This is a genomic window from Trueperaceae bacterium, from assembly GCA_036381035.1.
Taxonomy (GTDB): Bacteria; Deinococcota; Deinococci; order Deinococcales; family Trueperaceae; genus DASRWD01.
The window spans coordinates 25,903-42,076 of sequence record DASVDQ010000079.1 but is presented as its reverse complement, the minus strand read 5'-3'; the positions used below and the strand labels follow the sequence as shown (position 1 = coordinate 42,076).

The 16,174-nt window shown below is 73.6% G+C and carries 13 protein-coding genes; 2 read left to right on the top strand and 11 right to left on the bottom strand.

Going from position 1 to position 16,174, the window contains the following annotated elements:
• The 10 genes from VF202_09470 to VF202_09425 all read right to left on the bottom strand — a co-directional run.
• Positions 1 to 545: bifunctional 4-hydroxy-2-oxoglutarate aldolase/2-dehydro-3-deoxy-phosphogluconate aldolase (locus VF202_09470; GenBank protein ID HEX7040330.1), on the bottom strand; the 545-nt coding region annotated here is incomplete at its 3' end.
• Positions 542 to 1,507 carry a 2-dehydro-3-deoxygalactonokinase gene (locus VF202_09465; GenBank protein HEX7040329.1) on the bottom strand — a complete coding sequence of 322 codons (966 nt, stop codon included), beginning with the start codon at positions 1,505 to 1,507 and terminating at the stop codon, positions 542 to 544. The genes VF202_09470 and VF202_09465, both read right to left, overlap by 4 nt.
• A gap of 66 nt (positions 1,508 to 1,573) precedes the next feature.
• Entirely contained in the window at positions 1,574 to 2,803 is a 1,230-nt protein-coding gene (locus VF202_09460) for a mandelate racemase/muconate lactonizing enzyme family protein (protein HEX7040328.1), read from the bottom strand.
• Positions 2,803 to 3,924, bottom strand: coding sequence for a mandelate racemase/muconate lactonizing enzyme family protein (locus VF202_09455; protein ID HEX7040327.1), 1,122 nt, complete (start codon positions 3,922 to 3,924; stop codon positions 2,803 to 2,805). The genes VF202_09460 and VF202_09455 overlap by 1 nt, the downstream gene beginning before the upstream one ends.
• An 88-nt stretch (positions 3,925 to 4,012) precedes the next feature.
• Positions 4,013 to 5,083: a glycoside hydrolase family 88 protein gene (locus VF202_09450; protein HEX7040326.1), complete on the bottom strand. Its 1,071-nt coding sequence runs from the start codon at positions 5,081 to 5,083 to the stop codon at positions 4,013 to 4,015.
• An 8-nt stretch (positions 5,084 to 5,091) separates the two neighbouring features.
• On the bottom strand, positions 5,092 to 6,000 hold the full coding sequence (locus VF202_09445) for a dihydrodipicolinate synthase family protein (GenBank protein ID HEX7040325.1): 909 nt from the start codon (positions 5,998 to 6,000) through the stop codon (positions 5,092 to 5,094).
• Positions 5,997 to 6,827 (bottom strand): carbohydrate ABC transporter permease, encoded by an 831-nt coding sequence (locus VF202_09440; protein HEX7040324.1) that lies wholly within the window; start codon positions 6,825 to 6,827, stop codon positions 5,997 to 5,999. Before VF202_09440 ends, VF202_09445 begins: the two co-directional genes overlap by 4 nt.
• Entirely contained in the window at positions 6,827 to 7,756 is a 930-nt protein-coding gene (locus VF202_09435; protein HEX7040323.1) for a sugar ABC transporter permease, read from the bottom strand. The genes VF202_09440 and VF202_09435 overlap by 1 nt, the downstream gene beginning before the upstream one ends.
• Positions 7,757 to 7,909: 153 nt before the next feature.
• A complete protein-coding gene (locus VF202_09430) occupies positions 7,910 to 9,181 on the bottom strand; it encodes an extracellular solute-binding protein (protein ID HEX7040322.1) in 1,272 nt (423 codons plus the stop codon).
• Between the two features lie 9 nt (positions 9,182 to 9,190).
• On the bottom strand, positions 9,191 to 9,931 hold the full coding sequence (locus tag VF202_09425; GenBank protein ID HEX7040321.1) for a GntR family transcriptional regulator: 741 nt from the start codon (positions 9,929 to 9,931) through the stop codon (positions 9,191 to 9,193).
• Between the two features lie 434 nt (positions 9,932 to 10,365).
• Between VF202_09425 and VF202_09420 the strand changes: the two genes are divergently transcribed.
• Positions 10,366 to 12,057, top strand: a complete 1,692-nt coding sequence (locus VF202_09420) for an amidase (protein ID HEX7040320.1) — start codon at positions 10,366 to 10,368, stop codon at positions 12,055 to 12,057.
• A gap of 4 nt (positions 12,058 to 12,061) precedes the next feature.
• Positions 12,062 to 13,237, top strand: coding sequence for an amidohydrolase/deacetylase family metallohydrolase (locus VF202_09415; GenBank protein HEX7040319.1), 1,176 nt, complete (start codon positions 12,062 to 12,064; stop codon positions 13,235 to 13,237).
• Between the two features lie 98 nt (positions 13,238 to 13,335).
• Here VF202_09415 and VF202_09410 read toward each other — a convergent pair whose 3' ends face one another.
• On the bottom strand, positions 13,336 to 16,167 hold the full coding sequence (locus VF202_09410; protein HEX7040318.1) for an EAL domain-containing protein: 2,832 nt from the start codon (positions 16,165 to 16,167) through the stop codon (positions 13,336 to 13,338).
• Positions 16,168 to 16,174: the final 7 nt, after the last annotated feature.

The following is a 16,174-nucleotide window of genomic DNA, read 5'->3' as shown; positions in this document are numbered from 1 at the left end:
CCCACGCCGACCCCCGCCGCCCCGGCGGACATGAACTCGGCGGCGTTGGCGCTGCTGATGCCGCCCACGGCGAAGAGCTCGAGGTCGGGGTAGGGGCCGAGGAGCTGCCTCACGTAGGCCGGGCCCAGGACCCCGGCCGGGAAGAGCTTCAGGAACGTGGCGCCGGCGGCCCGGGCCTGGGCGACCTCGGTCGGGGTCATGACGCCGCAGAGGACCCCGAGGTCGGCCTCGCGGGCGAAGCGCACGACGTCCAGGGCCAGGTGGGGCGTGACGAGGAACGCCGCCCCCCGGTCGCGGGCGGCGGCGGCCGCCTCCGCGGAGGTGACGGTCCCGGCGCCCACGAGGACGTCCGGCGGCGCGCGCCGGCGCAGGGCGCCCACCTGGCCCAGCGCCGCCGGGTCGGACAGCGAGACCTCGATGAGGCGCACGCCGCTCTCGACGAGGGCGTCGGCGAGGCCGGGGAGCTCGTCGTCCGCTACGCCCCGCAGGATCGCGACGAGGCGGTGGCGACGCATGGCGCCGGCGAACGCCGCGGCGCCGCTCACGCCGCGACCCCCAGCTCGCGCGCCCGCTCGTACAGCCTGACCGCTCCCCTGGCGGCCGCCTCGTCGGCCGCCTCAGGCTCGACCACGCGCACGTCGGCGTGGCCGTGCTCCGGCAGCAGCGCCGCCAGCACGCGCACGAAGAGCCCGCCGCCGTAGAGCACCACGGGCGTGTCCGGCTCGGCCGCAGCGAGCAGGTCGAGGTCGAGGGACGCCAGCGCGCCCAGGAGGTAGCCGGTCATGCGGTCCCGGGGCTCGCCCGCGAGCTGTTCCCCGACCCTGACGAGGAACAGGGCGCGCCCCACGCCGTGCTCGCGGGCCGCGGACGCGCCCGCGAGAGCCGCCTCCAGGTCGAGCTCCAAGTCCTCCAGCGGCACGACGCTGCTCCTCAGGACCGTGTGGCCCGTGACCGCGGCCAGCAGCTCGCCGGTGATGGCGGTGCGCGAGGCGAGGATGCGCCCCTCGGCGTCGACGTCGATGGCCTTGTGGTGCGAGCCCACGTGCAGGTAGACGCTGTCGCGGCCGAGCGCGAGCCGAGGGTGCAGCCCCGCCACCTCGGCCTCCTCGCCCCGCAGCACGTCGCCCGTGACGAGTCCCTCGAGACCGCCCGAGGGCGGCGTCTTCACGCCCGGCACGAACGAGAGCGTCACCGGGCCGACCTCCGGGAACGCGCGCTGCCTGATGCCCGCGGCCAGGTCGTCGAGGCCGGCCGGTGCCGGCAGGTGCGGCAGCTCGTAGAGGCCCAGGTTCGAGGTGATCATGCCCGAGCAGACGATGGCCGCCGGCGCGGTGCCGCACTCGTCCAGGAGCGAGCGGAGGGCGGCCACCACCTTGCCGGTGTGCCCGTCGATCGCCGTGTCGCGCGCGCCGGCCTGGCGGCTGCCGCTCCACGCCACGCGGCCGTCCCGCCACACGCGCAAGCGCGTCGTAGTGGTCCCCGAGTCGACGACCGCGTAGGCGCTCACGGCGCTCCCCGGGGCGCGATGGGAGCGGGGCTCACGGCGCGCCCACCCGCGTCTCGGCCGCGGCGCTCACGGCGCCACCGCCAGCGACCTGACCTTCTCCTCGTCGACCTCGATGCCGAGCCCCGGTCCCTGCGGGACGGGCAGGTGCCCGTCGACGAGGCCCAGCGCGGGCTCCACGAGGATCGCGTCGCCGAGCGGGTTCTCGCCGAACCAGTACTCCATCATGTGGAGGTTGGGCGCGGCGGCGGCGCAGTGGGCGCTGGCCACGAAGTGGATGGCCGAGCCGATGCTCACGTGCGGGGTGAACGCGACCCCGAAGGCGTCGGTGAGCACGGCGATGCGCTTGAGCTCGGTGATGCCGCCGGCGCGGCAGACGTCGGGCTGGACGAGGTCGAGGGCGCCGGCGCGCAGGAAGCGCAGCACCTGGTAGCGGCTGTAGATGAGGTCGTTCGCCACCGGCAGGGCCAACGCGTGAGCGACCTGCGCGTAGCCCTCGACGTCCTCCGGCGGCAGCGGCGCCTCGAGGAAGCCCACCCGCAGCGCCTCCAGCTCGCGGCCCACCCGCACCGCGGTGCCGACATCGTAGTTGCCGGCGGCGTCCACGAAGACCCGCACGTCCGGGCCCACCAGCTCGCGCACCGCCGCCACCGAGGCGACGTCCGCCTCGGGGTCGAGGCCGATGGCCATCTTCAGCCCGCGGAAGCCGCGGTCGACGGCGCGCTGGGCCGCCGCGAGCATGCGCGTGTGGTCCTCGCCGCCGCGCGCTGCCCTGGTGGCTGGCACGCCGGAGGCGTACACCAGCACCCTGTCGCGGTAGGCGCCGCCGAGGAGCCTGTGCACCGGCTCGCCGGTGGCCTTGCCGATGATGTCCCACAGGGCGATGTCCACGCCGCTCATGGCCTCGAGGAGGAACCCGCCCTCGTGGCCGCGCAGGCGCATCGAGGCGTACATGGTCTCCCAGATGACCTCGACGTTCCTCGGGTCGGCGCCGATGAGCAGCTCGCGCAGCAGGTCGTGGACGATCGCCTGGGCCACGCGCGGGGCCACGGGCGCCTTCGCCTCGCCCCAGCCCACGAGGCCGTCGTCGGACTCGATGCGCACGAGGCAGGTGTCTATGCCGGCGGCGTACGACGGGCGCATGCGGGCCGGGTGCGGCACGCGCGTCTGGTTCCAATGAGCCAGGGGGTCGGGCACTGAGGACGCGGCGTCCGCGGCGCCCCACGACGCCTTGCCCCAGTACGCCCCGGCGGGGCTGGGCGCGCTGATCGCGATGGCCTCGACGTCGACGATGCGCATCACGCCACCCGGTGCGCGGCCACGACGTCCTCGCGCACCTCCACGCCCAGGCCCGGCCGGTCGGAGACGTGCAGGCGGCCGTCGCGCCAGTCGAGCGGCTCGGCCAGCAGGTCGTCGACGAGGGGGTTCTCGAACACGGGGAACTCGTGGATGAACACGCTCGCCTCGCTCACCGCCCAGTGCAGGGACGCCGCGATGTGTACGGCCGAGCCGATGCTGACGTGGGGAGCCACCCGCAGGTTGTGCGCGTCGGCCAGCACGCCGATGCGGTGGCAGGCCGTGAGACCGCCGGCGCGGCAGACGTCGGGCTGCAGCACGTCGTAGGTACCCGCGGCGATGAGGTGCGCGAAGCGGTAGTGCGTGCACTCGCACTCCCCGCCGGCGACGGCGATGTCGAGCTTCTCGCGCAGGAGCCGGTAGCCGGCCACGTCCTCGGGCGGCACGGGCTCCTCGAGCCACGCGAAGCCGTTGTCCTCGAGCACCCGCGCCATCGCCACGGCCTCGGACGCGCTGTAGCGGCAGTTCGCGTCGGCCATCAGGTCCATCGCGTCCCCCACCGCGGCGCGGGCCCTCTCGGCCTTGAGCCTGTCGACGCGCGGGTCCTGCCCCACCTTCAGCTTCAGGGCGGTGAAGCCCAGGTCGCGGTAGCGGACGGCCGCCTCGGCGAGGTCCCCCGGCTCGAGCCACTGCAGCACGCTGGCGTAGGTGCGCACGCTCTCGCGGCGCCTGCCGCCGAGCAGGGTGTAGACCGGCACGCCGAGGGCCTTCCCCGCCAGGTCCCAGAGGGCGATGTCCACCCCGCTCATCGCCTCCTGCATGAAGCCGAGGGCGTGCCCCCGCGGGCGCATCAGCGCGTACTGCTGGTCCCACAGCACCGCCGGGTCGAGAGGGTCCTTCCCGAGGAGGTGCGGCGCGATCAGCGCGTCGATCGCGGCCTTCGAGACCTCGGGGGCGACGGGCGCGTGCACCTCGCCCCAACCGACGAGGCCCTCGTCGCTGGTCACCCGCACCAGCGTCGTCTCGGCGAACCGGAACGGCACGGCGAAGCTGGCGGCCCTCCAGGTGCCGATCCCCGGCACGGGCGCCTTCAGGACCATGGCCTCGATGCTGGCGATCTTCATGACGTGACTCCTCCGGTCTCCATGCGGCCGTCCCTCCGGCACGCACGCGGCGACCCCACCGGGCCTCCCGCCGCCTCGCCGCCGGGGCTCATGCCGCGACCCCTCCGGGTCGTCCGCGCGCCGCTGCCGTCACCTCGAGGAGGGTGAGCAGCAGCGGCCCCTGGCCCCAGGGGAAGACGCCGACGGGGGCGTTCGCGTAGGTGTCGCGCCCGCCGACGGGCGTGGCGTGGGAGACGGGCAGCGCCCCCGGCTCGCCCCTTCCCTCGGCCGGGTCGACCACGGCGAGGAGCGCCCCTACGGCCGCCTCGACCATCGCGTCCAGGCCGGGCACCGAGCCCAGCAGACCGTGCCGACGGGCCTTCAGCGCGGCCGAGGCGTAGAAGGCGGCAGCGGAGGACTCCAGGGGCGTGGAGGGGTCGTCGAGCACCGTGTGCCAGTGGCCCGAGGGGTGCTGGAGGGACGCGACCGTGCGCAGCTGCCGCTCCAGCAGCGCCCCGAGCACCCCGCGGCCCGGGTGCGCGTCGGGCAGCTCGACGATCGTGTCGAGCAGGCCGTGCATCGCCCAGCCGTTGCCCCGCGCCCAGCAGCACTCGCTCCGCTCCCGGCGCCGCGTGTCGTAGCCGTGCCTGAAGAGGCCCTCGTCCTCGTCGAGCAGGGTGTGGGCGTAGGCGAGCGTCGTCTCGATGGCCAGGGCGCGCCACCTGCCGTCGCCCGTGACGTTCGCGAGGCGCGCGAGGAACGGCCCGTCCAGGGCGAGGCAGTCCACCCAGATCAGGTCACTGAGCCCGGGCAGGTCGGGGCGATGGACCCTCACGCCGCTCGCCGCCGGGAAGCTCAGGTGGAGCTCGCCCAGCCTCAGGGCGGCCTCCAGGTAGACGGCGTCGCCGCTGGCCTCGTAGAGCTCCAGGACCACGACGCCGGGGGCCACGTGGTCGGCGTACGGCAGGGGGTCGGGCGAGCCGGGAGCCGTCCTGGCCTCGCACCACGGACGCACCAGGCCGGCGACGAACTCGCGGGGGCGCGCGTCGCCCGTCGCCCTCCCCACCTCGAGCAGGGCGCGGAGGCAGACGTCCTCGCCGAAGCCCCACACCTTGTACGGGTAGGCCATCGCCCTCTCGGCGGCCGCCCGCATCACCCGCGCCGCTGCGGCAGCGTCCACGGCGGGCCTCAGGCCGGCACCGGGGCGATGAGCAGGTCCTCGACCTCGGCGAGCAGGGCGTCCAGCTCGGCGTGGTCGACGGCGTCGAGCGGGATCGCGCCCACCCTGACGTGGCTCGAGCGCAGCACGCCGCGCCGCCTCAGCACCTCCTTGGTCATGTCCATGCGGAACACGGCCTGGAACGTGAGCAGCGGGAGGCTGCGGTTGTAGAGCGCCCTGGCGGCGGCCACGTCGCCGGCGCGGTGCAGCTCGTAGATCCTCACGTGGACCTCGGTGAGCTCGCAGGCGGGCATCGCCCCCAGGGCGCCGCGGTTGAGCTCGTCGACGATGTAGCGTCCGCCGGCGCCGCCGAACACGCCCTCGAGGGCGGGCGGCGGGTCCGTGAGCAGGCGCGTGATCCGCTGGCCGCCGGGGGCCGTCTCCTCCTTCACGTAGCGGACCTGGGGCACCTTCTCGATGAGGTCCCTGATCGTGTCCGGCGCGTAGGCGGAGCCGAGGGGCGGCGGGGCGTTCTGGACGATCAGTGGCAGGTCCACCGCCGCGGCCAGGCGCTCGAACAGCCTGATCGTGGCGGGCAGACCGTCGCGCACGACGTACGGGGGCATCACCATGACGGCGTCGACACCGGCCCTCTCCACCGCCCGCGCCAGCTCGACGGCCCCCTGCGGGCTCGTCGCGGTGGCGGTGCCGACGACGGGCACGGCGCCGCCCACCTCGGTGACGATCAGCTCCGTGAGGCGGAGGCGCTCGGCCTCCGTGAGGGCGTAGAACTCGCTGGCCATGGCCGGGAACGCCACGCCGTGCGCGCCGGCCGCGAGGACGTAGCTCACCACCCGTCGCATCCCGGCCTCGTCGACGGCGCCGTCGTCGGTGAAGGGCGTTGGCAGGATGGGGATGATGCCTCGTAAGCGACTCATTGCTTGACACCTCCGGCCGCGATGCCCTGCACCAGGAACCGCTCGAGGAACGAGAAGAGCAGGATCACGGGCACGACGAACACGAGTGAAGCGGCCATTATCTCGTCCCACTGCACCTGGTACTGCTGGTTGAACGAGGCGATGCCGATGGGGCCCGTCCAGCGCGACTCGCCCGACATGAGGGTCGCGGCGAACACGAACTCGCCCCAGGTGAGGATCGCGCAGTAGATCGTGGTGGCCGCCAGGCCGGGCAGCGAGAGGGGCACGACGACGCGGGCCAGGGCCATGAACGCCGAGGTCCCGTCGATCATCGCGGCGTCCTCGAGGTCGCGGGGGATGCTGTCGAAGAAGCCCTTCATCATCCACGCGCCGAACGGGACGATGAACGTGGTGTTGGCGATGATCAGCGCGGCGAAGCTGTTGATGAGGCCGAGCTGACCGAAGATCGCGTAGAGGGGGATGATCAGCAGGCTGGCGGGCAGCATGCGCGCGGTCAGCAGCAGGTAGCCGGTCTCGCGGACGCCGCGGAAGGAGAAGCGCGACATCGCGTAGCCGGCCAGCGACGACACGGGCACGGCGACGAGGATCGTGAGGACCGTGACGATGGCGGAGTTCTTGAACCAGACGAAGATGTCGCCCTCGCGCAGCACCCTGGCGAAGGCGGCGAACGTGCCGTCGTCGGGGAAGAACCGCGGCGGGTAGGACAGGAGCTGGTTGCCCGGCCTGATGGCCGTGATGAACATCCAGTAGAAGGGGAAGAGCAGGACCACCAGGGTGGCGATGACCAGCGCGTAGATCAGTACGGTGGTCGCTCGGCGGCGCGGCATCAGTAGAACGACCTCGACGTCAGGCGCAGGTAGAAGAACGTGCTGATCACGGAGAGCGCCAGCGTCACCATGCCGACGGCGGCGGCGTAGCTCATCTCGAAGTACTGGAAGGCCTCGCGGTAGATCTGGACGGCCAGGGTCTCGGTGGCCCCCGAGGGCCCGCCGCCGGTCATGACGAAGATGATGTCGAACACCCTGAACTGCCACAGGGTGGCGATGACGAGCGAGATACCTATGACCGACCGCAGCGCGGGCACGGTGATGAACCGGAACTGCTGCAGGGGGCTGGCGCCGTCGACGCGCGCGGCCTCGTAGAGCTCCTTGGGCACCGACTGCATGCCGGCCAGCAGCGAGATCGTGAAGAACGGGTAGCCCTTCCAGATCGTGGCCGCGGTCACGGCCGCCAGCGCCGGGACCGGCTGCGTGAGCCACTGCACGGGCCGGTCGACCAGGCCGCCGCGCAGCAGGAGGTAGTTGACGACGCCGAACGACGAGTCGAAGAGCCAGATGAAGATGGTCGCGGCGACCACGCCCGGGACGGGCCAGGGCAGGACCATGAGCACGCGCGCCAGGGTGCGACCGCGGAACGGCTGGTTGAGCAGCACGGCGGTGAAGAGGCCGACGCCGAACGAGCCGGCCACCCCGAAGAAGACGTAGTAGAGCGTGACGCGCAGCGACCGCCAGAACGCCCTGTCGCCGAACATCGACCGGAAGTTGTCGAGGCTCACCTCGCCCGTGATGCCGCGGTCCACCCTGAAGATCTCGATGTCGTGGAGGCTCATCCGCGCCGCCATGAAGAGCGGGTAGACGATCACGAGCAGGACGACGAGGATCGCCGGCGCCAGCAGCGCGAACGCGTAGACGCGGCTGCGGAGCGCGCTGCGGGTCGGCCGGCGCCGGCGCGCGGCGCCCAGGCTGATGGGGCTCATCGTCACGTGGTCGGGCCTCCGGCGTGGTCGTGGGCGAGCGTCACGAGGGGCTCGGATGCGGTCACGAGCGGTCTCCGTCGGCGCCTCGGGTGCGTCGCGGTGGGACCGCCCGGGGCGCCCGCCTGAGCGCGGCGCCCCGGGGGCGAGCGGCGACTACCTGAGCATGCGGTCGATCTCGGCCTGCATGTCGTCGAGCACGGCGTCGGGGTCCTGGCCCTGCACCACGACCGCCAGGGTCGACTCGACGACGAGGTCGCGGAAGCGGGTGTACTCCTCCTCCAGGCCCGGCGGGACGTAGTCGCGGGCGTTGTCGGCGGCCTGGACGTACTGCTGCATGTTGGGGTTCTCGGCGAGGATCTCGTCCGAGAGCACGCCCGCCCGGGCCGGCGGCTGGCCGGCGATCGTCGCGTACCTCTCCTGCCACTCCTGGGAGGTGAACAGCTCGATGAACTCCCAGGCGAGCTGCTCGCGCTCGGGGTCGAGGCCGGCGGGGATGGCGAGGACGTTGGAGGCCCCGCCGTAGACCTGGCCGTTCAGCGGCAGCTGGGCCACGCGCAGGCCCTCGCGGACCTCGGGCGCGGCGCTGTCGATGTTGCCCTGGATCCACGGGCCCTCGAACATCATCGCGGCGCGTCCCTCGACGAAGTACTGGCGCTTGCCGTTGTTGTCGAGGCCGAGCGGCACCGAGCCGTCGTCGACGAGCTGCTTCATCACGGCCCAGGCCGCCTTGGCGGCGTCGCGGTTGAGCTGGCCGTCGGCGTCGACCCAGTGGCCGTCGGGGTCCGCCTCGAACAGGAACGCGGTGGCGTAGGACTCGACCCCGGCGTGCGTGACGGTGGGGAACGCGATGCCGTACTGGTCGATCGTGCCGTCGCCGTCCTTGTCGACGGTGAGCCGCCTGGCGTACTCGATCAGCTCCTGGCTGTTGGTGGGGGGACCGTCGAGGCCAGCCTCCTCGAACGCGGCCTGGTTCCAGCCGAGCACGTAGCCGTAGCCGAGGACGATCACGCACAGGGTCTGGCCCTCGTACTGGCAGGAGGCCTGGACCGGGGTCCACTCGTCGAGGACGGGGCTGCCGGACTCGGCGAGCCGGTCGTCGAGCGGGGTGAGCCAGCCCTCCTGGGCGTAGATCATGAAGTTCGCGGCGGGCAGGTGGAGGATGTCGGGCGGGTCGCCGGCCGCGAAGCGGGTGACCATCTTGTCGTTGTAGCTGGCGAACGGCTCGTGGGTGAACGCGATCGTGACGCCGGGGTGCTGCGCCTCGAACTCGTCGATGAGCGCGTTCCACCAGTCCGAGGTGCCGGGCTCGGTCACCTGCCACGACGGCATGTCGAGCGTGATGTTCTGCGCGGTCGCGGAGCCCATGGCGAGGGCGCCGGCGACGAGCGCGGCCGCCACTGCGCGACTGAAGCGTGGTCTGTACATGCTTCCTCCTTAGTGGGTTGCGTCGGGGGAGACCGGGGCTTCCTTGCTGGCTGGTTCCCTCCCTTCGGCGCGCGTGATGTCACCTATCAGCGAGGCGGCGGAGCGCCTGAGGTGGGCGTCCAGGGCGGCCTTCAGGGCCTCGGCGTCGCGCCGGGCCAGGGCCCTCACGATCTCCCGGTGCTCGCGCGTCTCCTGGGGCACGCGCGCCAGCCACCCCGTGGCGTCGACGTGCGCCCTGGCGATCTTCAGGTGGGCGCGCAGGTCGGCGTAGAGGGCGATGAGGCGGCGGTTCTTCGAGAGCCCGACGAGCTTGAGGTGGAACTCGAGGTTCTTCGCGTCGTGCACGCGCGCGGCCTCGGCCGGGCTGGAGGCGTTCCTGACCGTCTCCGGCATCCCGTCGACGAGCGCCTGCAGCTCGGCGATGTCGGCGTCGGTCGCGTTGGCGCAGGCGGTCTCGCAGGCGAGCACCTCGAGGGCCCGCCTGATGTCGAGGGTCTCGGCGTAGTCGGTGGTGGTGAACTCGGTGACGAAGGTGCCGCGGCGCGGGCGCACCTCCACGAGGCCGTCGGTGGCCAGCATGGCCAGCGCCTCGTGGACCGGGGTGCGGCTGACGTCGAGCTGCCTGGCGATCTCGTCGACGTTGATCTTGCTCCCCGGCGGGAACTGCTGCTCGACGATGCGCTCGCGCAGGACCTGGTAGACGGTGTCCGTGACGCGCTCGGTGCGGATCGCTGTGAGGGGCTGCTCCATCGCCCTCGCCTCCTGGGCCCCGCCGCGCCGGCGGCGGCTCGGCACGGCTCGTCTCCTCGTCTCGGCCGCTCGCTCGGCTCCTTCTCTCGTACCGGCTTCTCGCGGGCTCCTCGACCCTCGTGGCTTCTCGCCGAGCTCCTCCACCCTCGCTGGCTTCTCAGCTCTTCGACCCTCGCTGGCTTCTCGCCGAGCTCCTCGTTCGCTACCGGCCCCTGGCCGGGCCTCTCGGCTTGACGAGCCTGACTTGTGCTGTAATATCTGAAATGTTACATATCAGCTTCTACGGCGTCAAGTACGGCCCCGCAGTGGAGCGGCCGGTTAGGGCCCCGCAGGCAGAGCGACCGAAGCCGGCGGCGCCGCAAGCGCAGCGTCCGAGGCCGGCGGCCCCGCAGGCAGAGCGACCGTGGCCGAGCACGGTCCGGTAGGAGGCAGCGATGTCCGACCAGGTTCCCGACCCGCACGCGATCGTCGCCGCGTTCGCCGCGCGAGCCAAGCTGGACCTGAGCGCCGACGAGCGGGCGCGGTTGGTGGAGTACGTGAGGGACACGTGGGACCTCGCCGACCGCCTGCGCGAGGTCGCGACGCCCGGCCTCGAGGGGCTGCGAGAGGCCCTGCCCCTGCGGGCCGCCTACGCGAACCGCCCAGGTCGGGAACGCGCGGAGGAGCTCGCGCCGCCGCCGGGACCCGGCCGGCCGCGGCCCGTGCCCGACGAAGTCCTCCTCGGCAGCCTCACCGACGCCGCGAGCGCGCTGGCCCGGGGCGACCTCACCCCGCTCGACCTCGTGCACGCCCAGCTCGAGCGGATCGCCCGCTACGACGGTGCCGTGCGCAGCTACGTCACCGTGGACGGGCAGGGCGCCCTGGCCGCGTCCGCCAGGCTCACCGACGAGCTGGCGACGCAAGGGCTGCGCAGCCTGCTGCACGGCGTACCGTTCGGCGCCAAGGACAGCATCCCGGCCGCGGGCCTGCGCTGCACGTACAACTCTCCGCTCACGCGCGACTGGCGCCCGCGACGCGACGCCGAGGCCGTGCGCCGCCTCCGCGCCGCCGGCGCCGTGCTGGTCGGGAAGCACAACCTCAACGAGTTCGGCTGGAGCCTGCCGCGCGAGGACGACCTCAACCCGCCGCCGCGGAACCCCTGGCTGCCCGAGGAGTACTCGGTCGGCTCGAGCAGCGGCGGCGGCGCGGCGCTGGCGTCCGGCCTGGCGATGTTCGCCCTCGGCACCGACGGCGGCGGCTCGGCACGCCTGCCCGCCGGGCAGCACCTGCTGTTCGGGCTCAAGCCGGGCCACGGACGGGTGCCGTCGGCGGGCGTCTCGGAGGGGCGCGTCTCCGAGGTCAGCGTGCTCGCCCGCGCCGCCGAGGACGCGGCGGCGGTACTGGCCGCCCTGCTGATCGACCCAGACGAGGACGGCGCCGCCGAGCGCCTGCGCCTGGAGCCGGCCGCCTGGGTCGAGCACGTGCGCTCCTCTCCGCGCGGGCTGCGCGTGGCCGTGCCCGAGGGCTACGTCGCCGAGGTGGGCATGGAGGACTCGGTGCGGGCGGCGTTCGACGCCACGGTGCGCGCCGTGGAGGACCTCGGCCACGAGGTGGTACGCCTGCCGCCGCCCACCTTGAGCATCCTCCGCGACGGCGTCAGGGCGAACTTCGTCGTCATCGCGGCCGAGCACTACTTCGACCACGAGGGGCCCGCCAAGGACCGCGGCCGCTACGGCGCCAGCGCCGCCTTCTACAACCTGCCCGGCGCCTGCCTCACCGCCGCCGACTACCTCCACGCCCTGCGCGTCGGCGAGCTGGTGCGCCGGGAGGTGGACGCGGTGCTCGCGGACGTAGACGTCATCCTCACGCCCACCAGCCCGGTGACGCGGACCTCGACAGCGCGGAACCCCGAGACGCACCGCCGCGGCGGCAACGCCGCCTACACCTCGCCCTTCAACATCTCCGGCCACCCGGGCGTGTCGCTGCCGGTCGGCCTGAGCGACGAGGGCCTGCCGATCGGCATGCAGCTCGTCGGGTCCGTGGGCGGCGAGTTCGAGCTGCTGCGCGCGGCGCGGCAGCTCTCCGGCGCCTTCGCGCTGCCGGCCTTCCCCGACCTGGACCGGATGGCGAGCCTGGTAGCGGGTTGAGCCCGTGACGACCCGCGCCTACGACCTCGTCCTGCACGGGGGCCGCGTGCCGGGGCCGGACGGCGCGTGGCGACGCGCCGACGTGGGCGTCGCGGGCGGGGTGATCGCCGCCGTGGAGGACCGCATCGACCCGGCGCTGGCGCCGCGGTCCGCCGACCTGGCGGGCGCGCTGGCGCTGCCCGGCCTGGTGGACCTGCACGTGCACGCCTACCCCGGCGCCACCTACTGGGGCATCGACGTCGACGAGGTCAGCCTGCGGAGCGGCGTCACGACCGTCGTGGACGCCGGCAGCGCCGGGCCGTACACGTTCGCCGGCCTGGCCCCGCGGCTGCGCGCCGCCCGGGTCAGGGCGCTCGCGTTCCTGAACGTCGCCGCCGGCGGGCTGGCCGCTCCATCCGGCGAGCTGCTGTCGCCAGCGGCCCTCGACGTCGAGGCCGCCGTGCGCGTGGCGCGCGAGCACCCCGACCTCGTCGTGGGCTTCAAGCTGCGGGCCTCGCCGAACACGGTCGGCCCCAACGCCGCCGCGGCGCTGGCCGCCGTCCGCCGCGCCGCCGACGAGACCGGCCTCAAGGTCATGGTCCACGTGAGCGAGGCGCCGCCCGACCTGGCCACCGTGCTCGACCACCTGCGCGCCGGCGACGTCCTCACCCACTGCTTCACCCCCTACGACAACTGCGTGGTCGGCGAGGACGGGCGCCCGCGCCCCGAGGCCGTCGCGGCGGTCGAGCGGGGCGTCGTGCTGGACGTGGGGCACGGCAGCGGCAGCTTCTCGTTCCCGGCCGCCGAGGCGTGGGCGCGCTCCGGCCTCCCGCCGGCCGTCATCAGCACCGACCTGCACCGGCGGTCCGTGCTGGGGCCGGCCTTCGACATGACCACCGTGATGGCGAAGGCGCTCGCCGCGGGCGAGACGCTCGAGCGGGTCCTGCGCGCGGTCACCGCGCTGCCGTCCGGCGTGCTGCGGGGAGCCACGGGGCGCTCGCAGCCTCCCGGGGTCTCGGGCGCTCTAGACGTGGGCGCGCCGGCCGACATCGCCGTGCTGCGGCTCGAGGACCGCCCGCTGAGGGTCTGGGACTCGCGCGGGATCGAGAGGGTCGCCGAGCGGCGGTTCGCCTGCCTGCTCACGGTCAGGTCCGGCGAGGTCGCGTTCGCGAGCCCCGAGGTGCGCCTGGTCGGGGCTTGAGCCTCTCACGGCGCCGCGGGTGCGAGACGCCCGCGCCGCCGGTTCCCGCTCCACGCGGCGTCACGGCCGCGAGGTGCCCGCCGCGGGTCCCGAGCCCTTCAGACCGCCGCGGGGCCGAGCCGGCCCTCGCGGTAGCGATCGAGGTCCGCTGCCGGCAGCGGACGCGCGAAGTAGTAGCCCTGCACGGCGTCGCAGCCGAGCGCCTCGAGGAACTCGAGCTGCTCCCTCGTCTCCACGCCCTCCGCTATGACCTTGAGGCCGAGGCTCTTGGCCATCGAGATCATCGCCTCCACGATCGCTCGCTGCTTGGTGCCGGCGCCGAGGTCCCGCACGAAGGAGCGGTCGATCTTCAGGCTGGTGATCGGGAGCCCCGAGATGTAGGCGAGGCTCGAGTAGCCGGTGCCGAAGTCGTCGAGCGAGAACCGCAGCCCCTTCTCGACGAGCCGGGCCATCACGGTGCGCGACGCCTCCACGTCGTGCATGAGGTGGCTCTCGGTGATCTCGAACGTCAGCAGGCGCGGGTCGACGCCGGTGCGTGCGATGGTCTCCATGACCTGCTCGTAGAGGTCCGGCTGGTGGAACTGGCGGGCGGAGAGGTTGATGGCCACGCGGGGCGGGGTGCGGCCGTCCTCGCTCCAGGCCCTCGCCTGGGCGCTGGCCGCCTCGATCACCCACGCCCCCAGGGCCGTGATGATGCCCGTCTCCTCGGCCAGCGGGATGAACCTCGCCGGCGACACCGGGCCGACGCCGGGCCGCTCCCACCTGACGAGCGCCTCGACGGCGTCGAGGCGCCTCGTGGCGAGGTCGACGACGGGCTGGTAGTGCAGCGTCAGCTCGCGCGCCGCCACGGCGTTGCGCAGGGCGTTCTCCAGCTCGAGGCGCTCCTCGGCCTCGGCGCTCATCGCGGCCGAGTGCTTCAGGTAGCCGCCGGGGCGGTCCTGCCTGGCGCGGTACATCGCGATCTCCGCGCGCTGCACGAGCTCCTCGGCGCCGGCGTCGGCCTCGCCGCAGACGGCGACCCCGGCGCTCGCGCCCACGAACAGGTCCTCGTGCTGACCCACCGTGAACGGGAGCGACAGCGCGGCGATCAGGCGGCGCGCGTAGGCGTCGGCGGCGTCGGCGTCGCCGCCCCGCACCGCCAGGGCGAACTTGTCCCCCCGCAGCCGGGCGACGACCGCCCCGAAGGGAGCCACCTCGCGCATGCGCTCGCCCACGGCGCGCAGCAGCTCGTCGCCCACGTCCTTGCCGAGGCTGTAGTTGATGGCCTGGAAGCGGTCGAGGCCCACGACGACCACGCCGGCCGGCGCTGTCCGCGGGGGGTGGTGGCCCGGCTCGGAGGGGTCGTGGGCCGACCCGAGCCACTCCGCGAGGTAGGCGGCGTTCGGCAGCCCCGAGACGCTGTCGAAGTAGGCGAGCTCGCGGATCTTCTCCTCGTTCCTGATGTAGTCGAGCGCGAAGGAGACGTCGGCCGCGATCTCCGTCAGCAGGCCCATCTCCCTGTCGTCGAACACGCCGGTCTCGGCGGCGAACAGCGTGAAGGCGCCCACCAGGCGGGACTCCGAGCGCAGCGGCAGGACCACCGCGGAGCGGCACCCCAGCGCGAGGGCGGCGTCGGACCACGGCACCTCGGGGCGACCCGCGCCGGTGTCGTCCCATACCAGCGGCTCGACCTCGCGCTCGGTGCCCGGCGCGAAGCCCGTGCCCGCCGGCTCCGCCGCGCCCAGGTCGATGAGGCTTCGGAAGCGGTCGTCGCCGCCCGCGCTGGCCTCCGGCACCAGCGCGCCGCCGTCGGCCGCGTACGTGCCGATCCACGCGAAGGCGAAGCCGCCCTTCTCGACCGCGGTGGCGCACGCGCGCTCGAAGAGCTCGCGCCGGGTCCGCACCCTCACGATCGTCGTGTTGATCTGGCTGAGGACGGAGTAGTACCGGTTCAGCCTGGCGACCCTGGCCTCCTGCCTCTGGCGCTCCTCGACCTCGGCCGTGAGCGCCGCCGTGCGCTCGTCCACCAGCCTCTCGAGCCCCTCGTAGAGCGTCGCGCGGTCGAGAGCCACCGCCACCTGGTCGGCCAGGGCGGCGAGGCGAGCGCGCGTGGCCGGGTCGAGCTCCCCGCCCGTCCACGTCAGCGAGATCGACGCGACCTCCTGCCCGCGCGACACCAGCGGCAGCCTGATGGGCACGCCCGCGGCGGACGCCGGTCCCCCGGCGCCGGCGTCCGGCGCGTCGCCTTCGCCGCCCCTCACGGCCACGTCGACCGCCGCGACGCCCGGCATCTCGGACAGCCGTCGCCGCGCGACCTCCACGACCTCCGAGGTCGAGGCGGCCTGGTTCAGGGCCCTGGCCAGGCCGTAGAGGCGGGCGAGCACGAGGTTCGCCTGCGTCACCTCGCGCTGCTTGCGCACCAGCTCGGCGTTGAGGTCCACCGCCTGCTCGAACGTCGAGATCAGCAGGTCGAGGATCTGCTGGCGCTGAGCGCTTATGAAGTGCGTCTTGCCCCCCAGGCGCAGCTCGAGGCCCATCTGCATGCGCTGGTCCTCGCGGAGCGCCCTGTTGGCCATCAGGTAGTTGAGCCGCGACAGGAGGTAGCGGGCGCGGTACGGCTTGCGGATGAAGTGGTCGGCGCCGGCCTCGAGGCCCTTGATCACGTCGGAGGGCTCGGACAGCGTGGTGACCAGCATGACGGGCACGTCGGAGAGCCGGGGGTCGTCCTTCACGGACCGGCACAGCCCGTAGCCGTCCAGCTCGGGCATGACGATGTCGCTGATGATCACGTCGGGGCGGCGTTTCCGCGCCAGTTCCAGCGCCTGACGCCCGTCGGCCGCCCACACCACCTCGTAGCCCTCCTGCTCGAGCAGGACGCGCAGGCCCTCCGCCTCGGTGCGGCTGTCCTCGGCCACGAGGATCAGGCGGCCCCCCGGTCCTCCGCTTGCCATCTCCTCC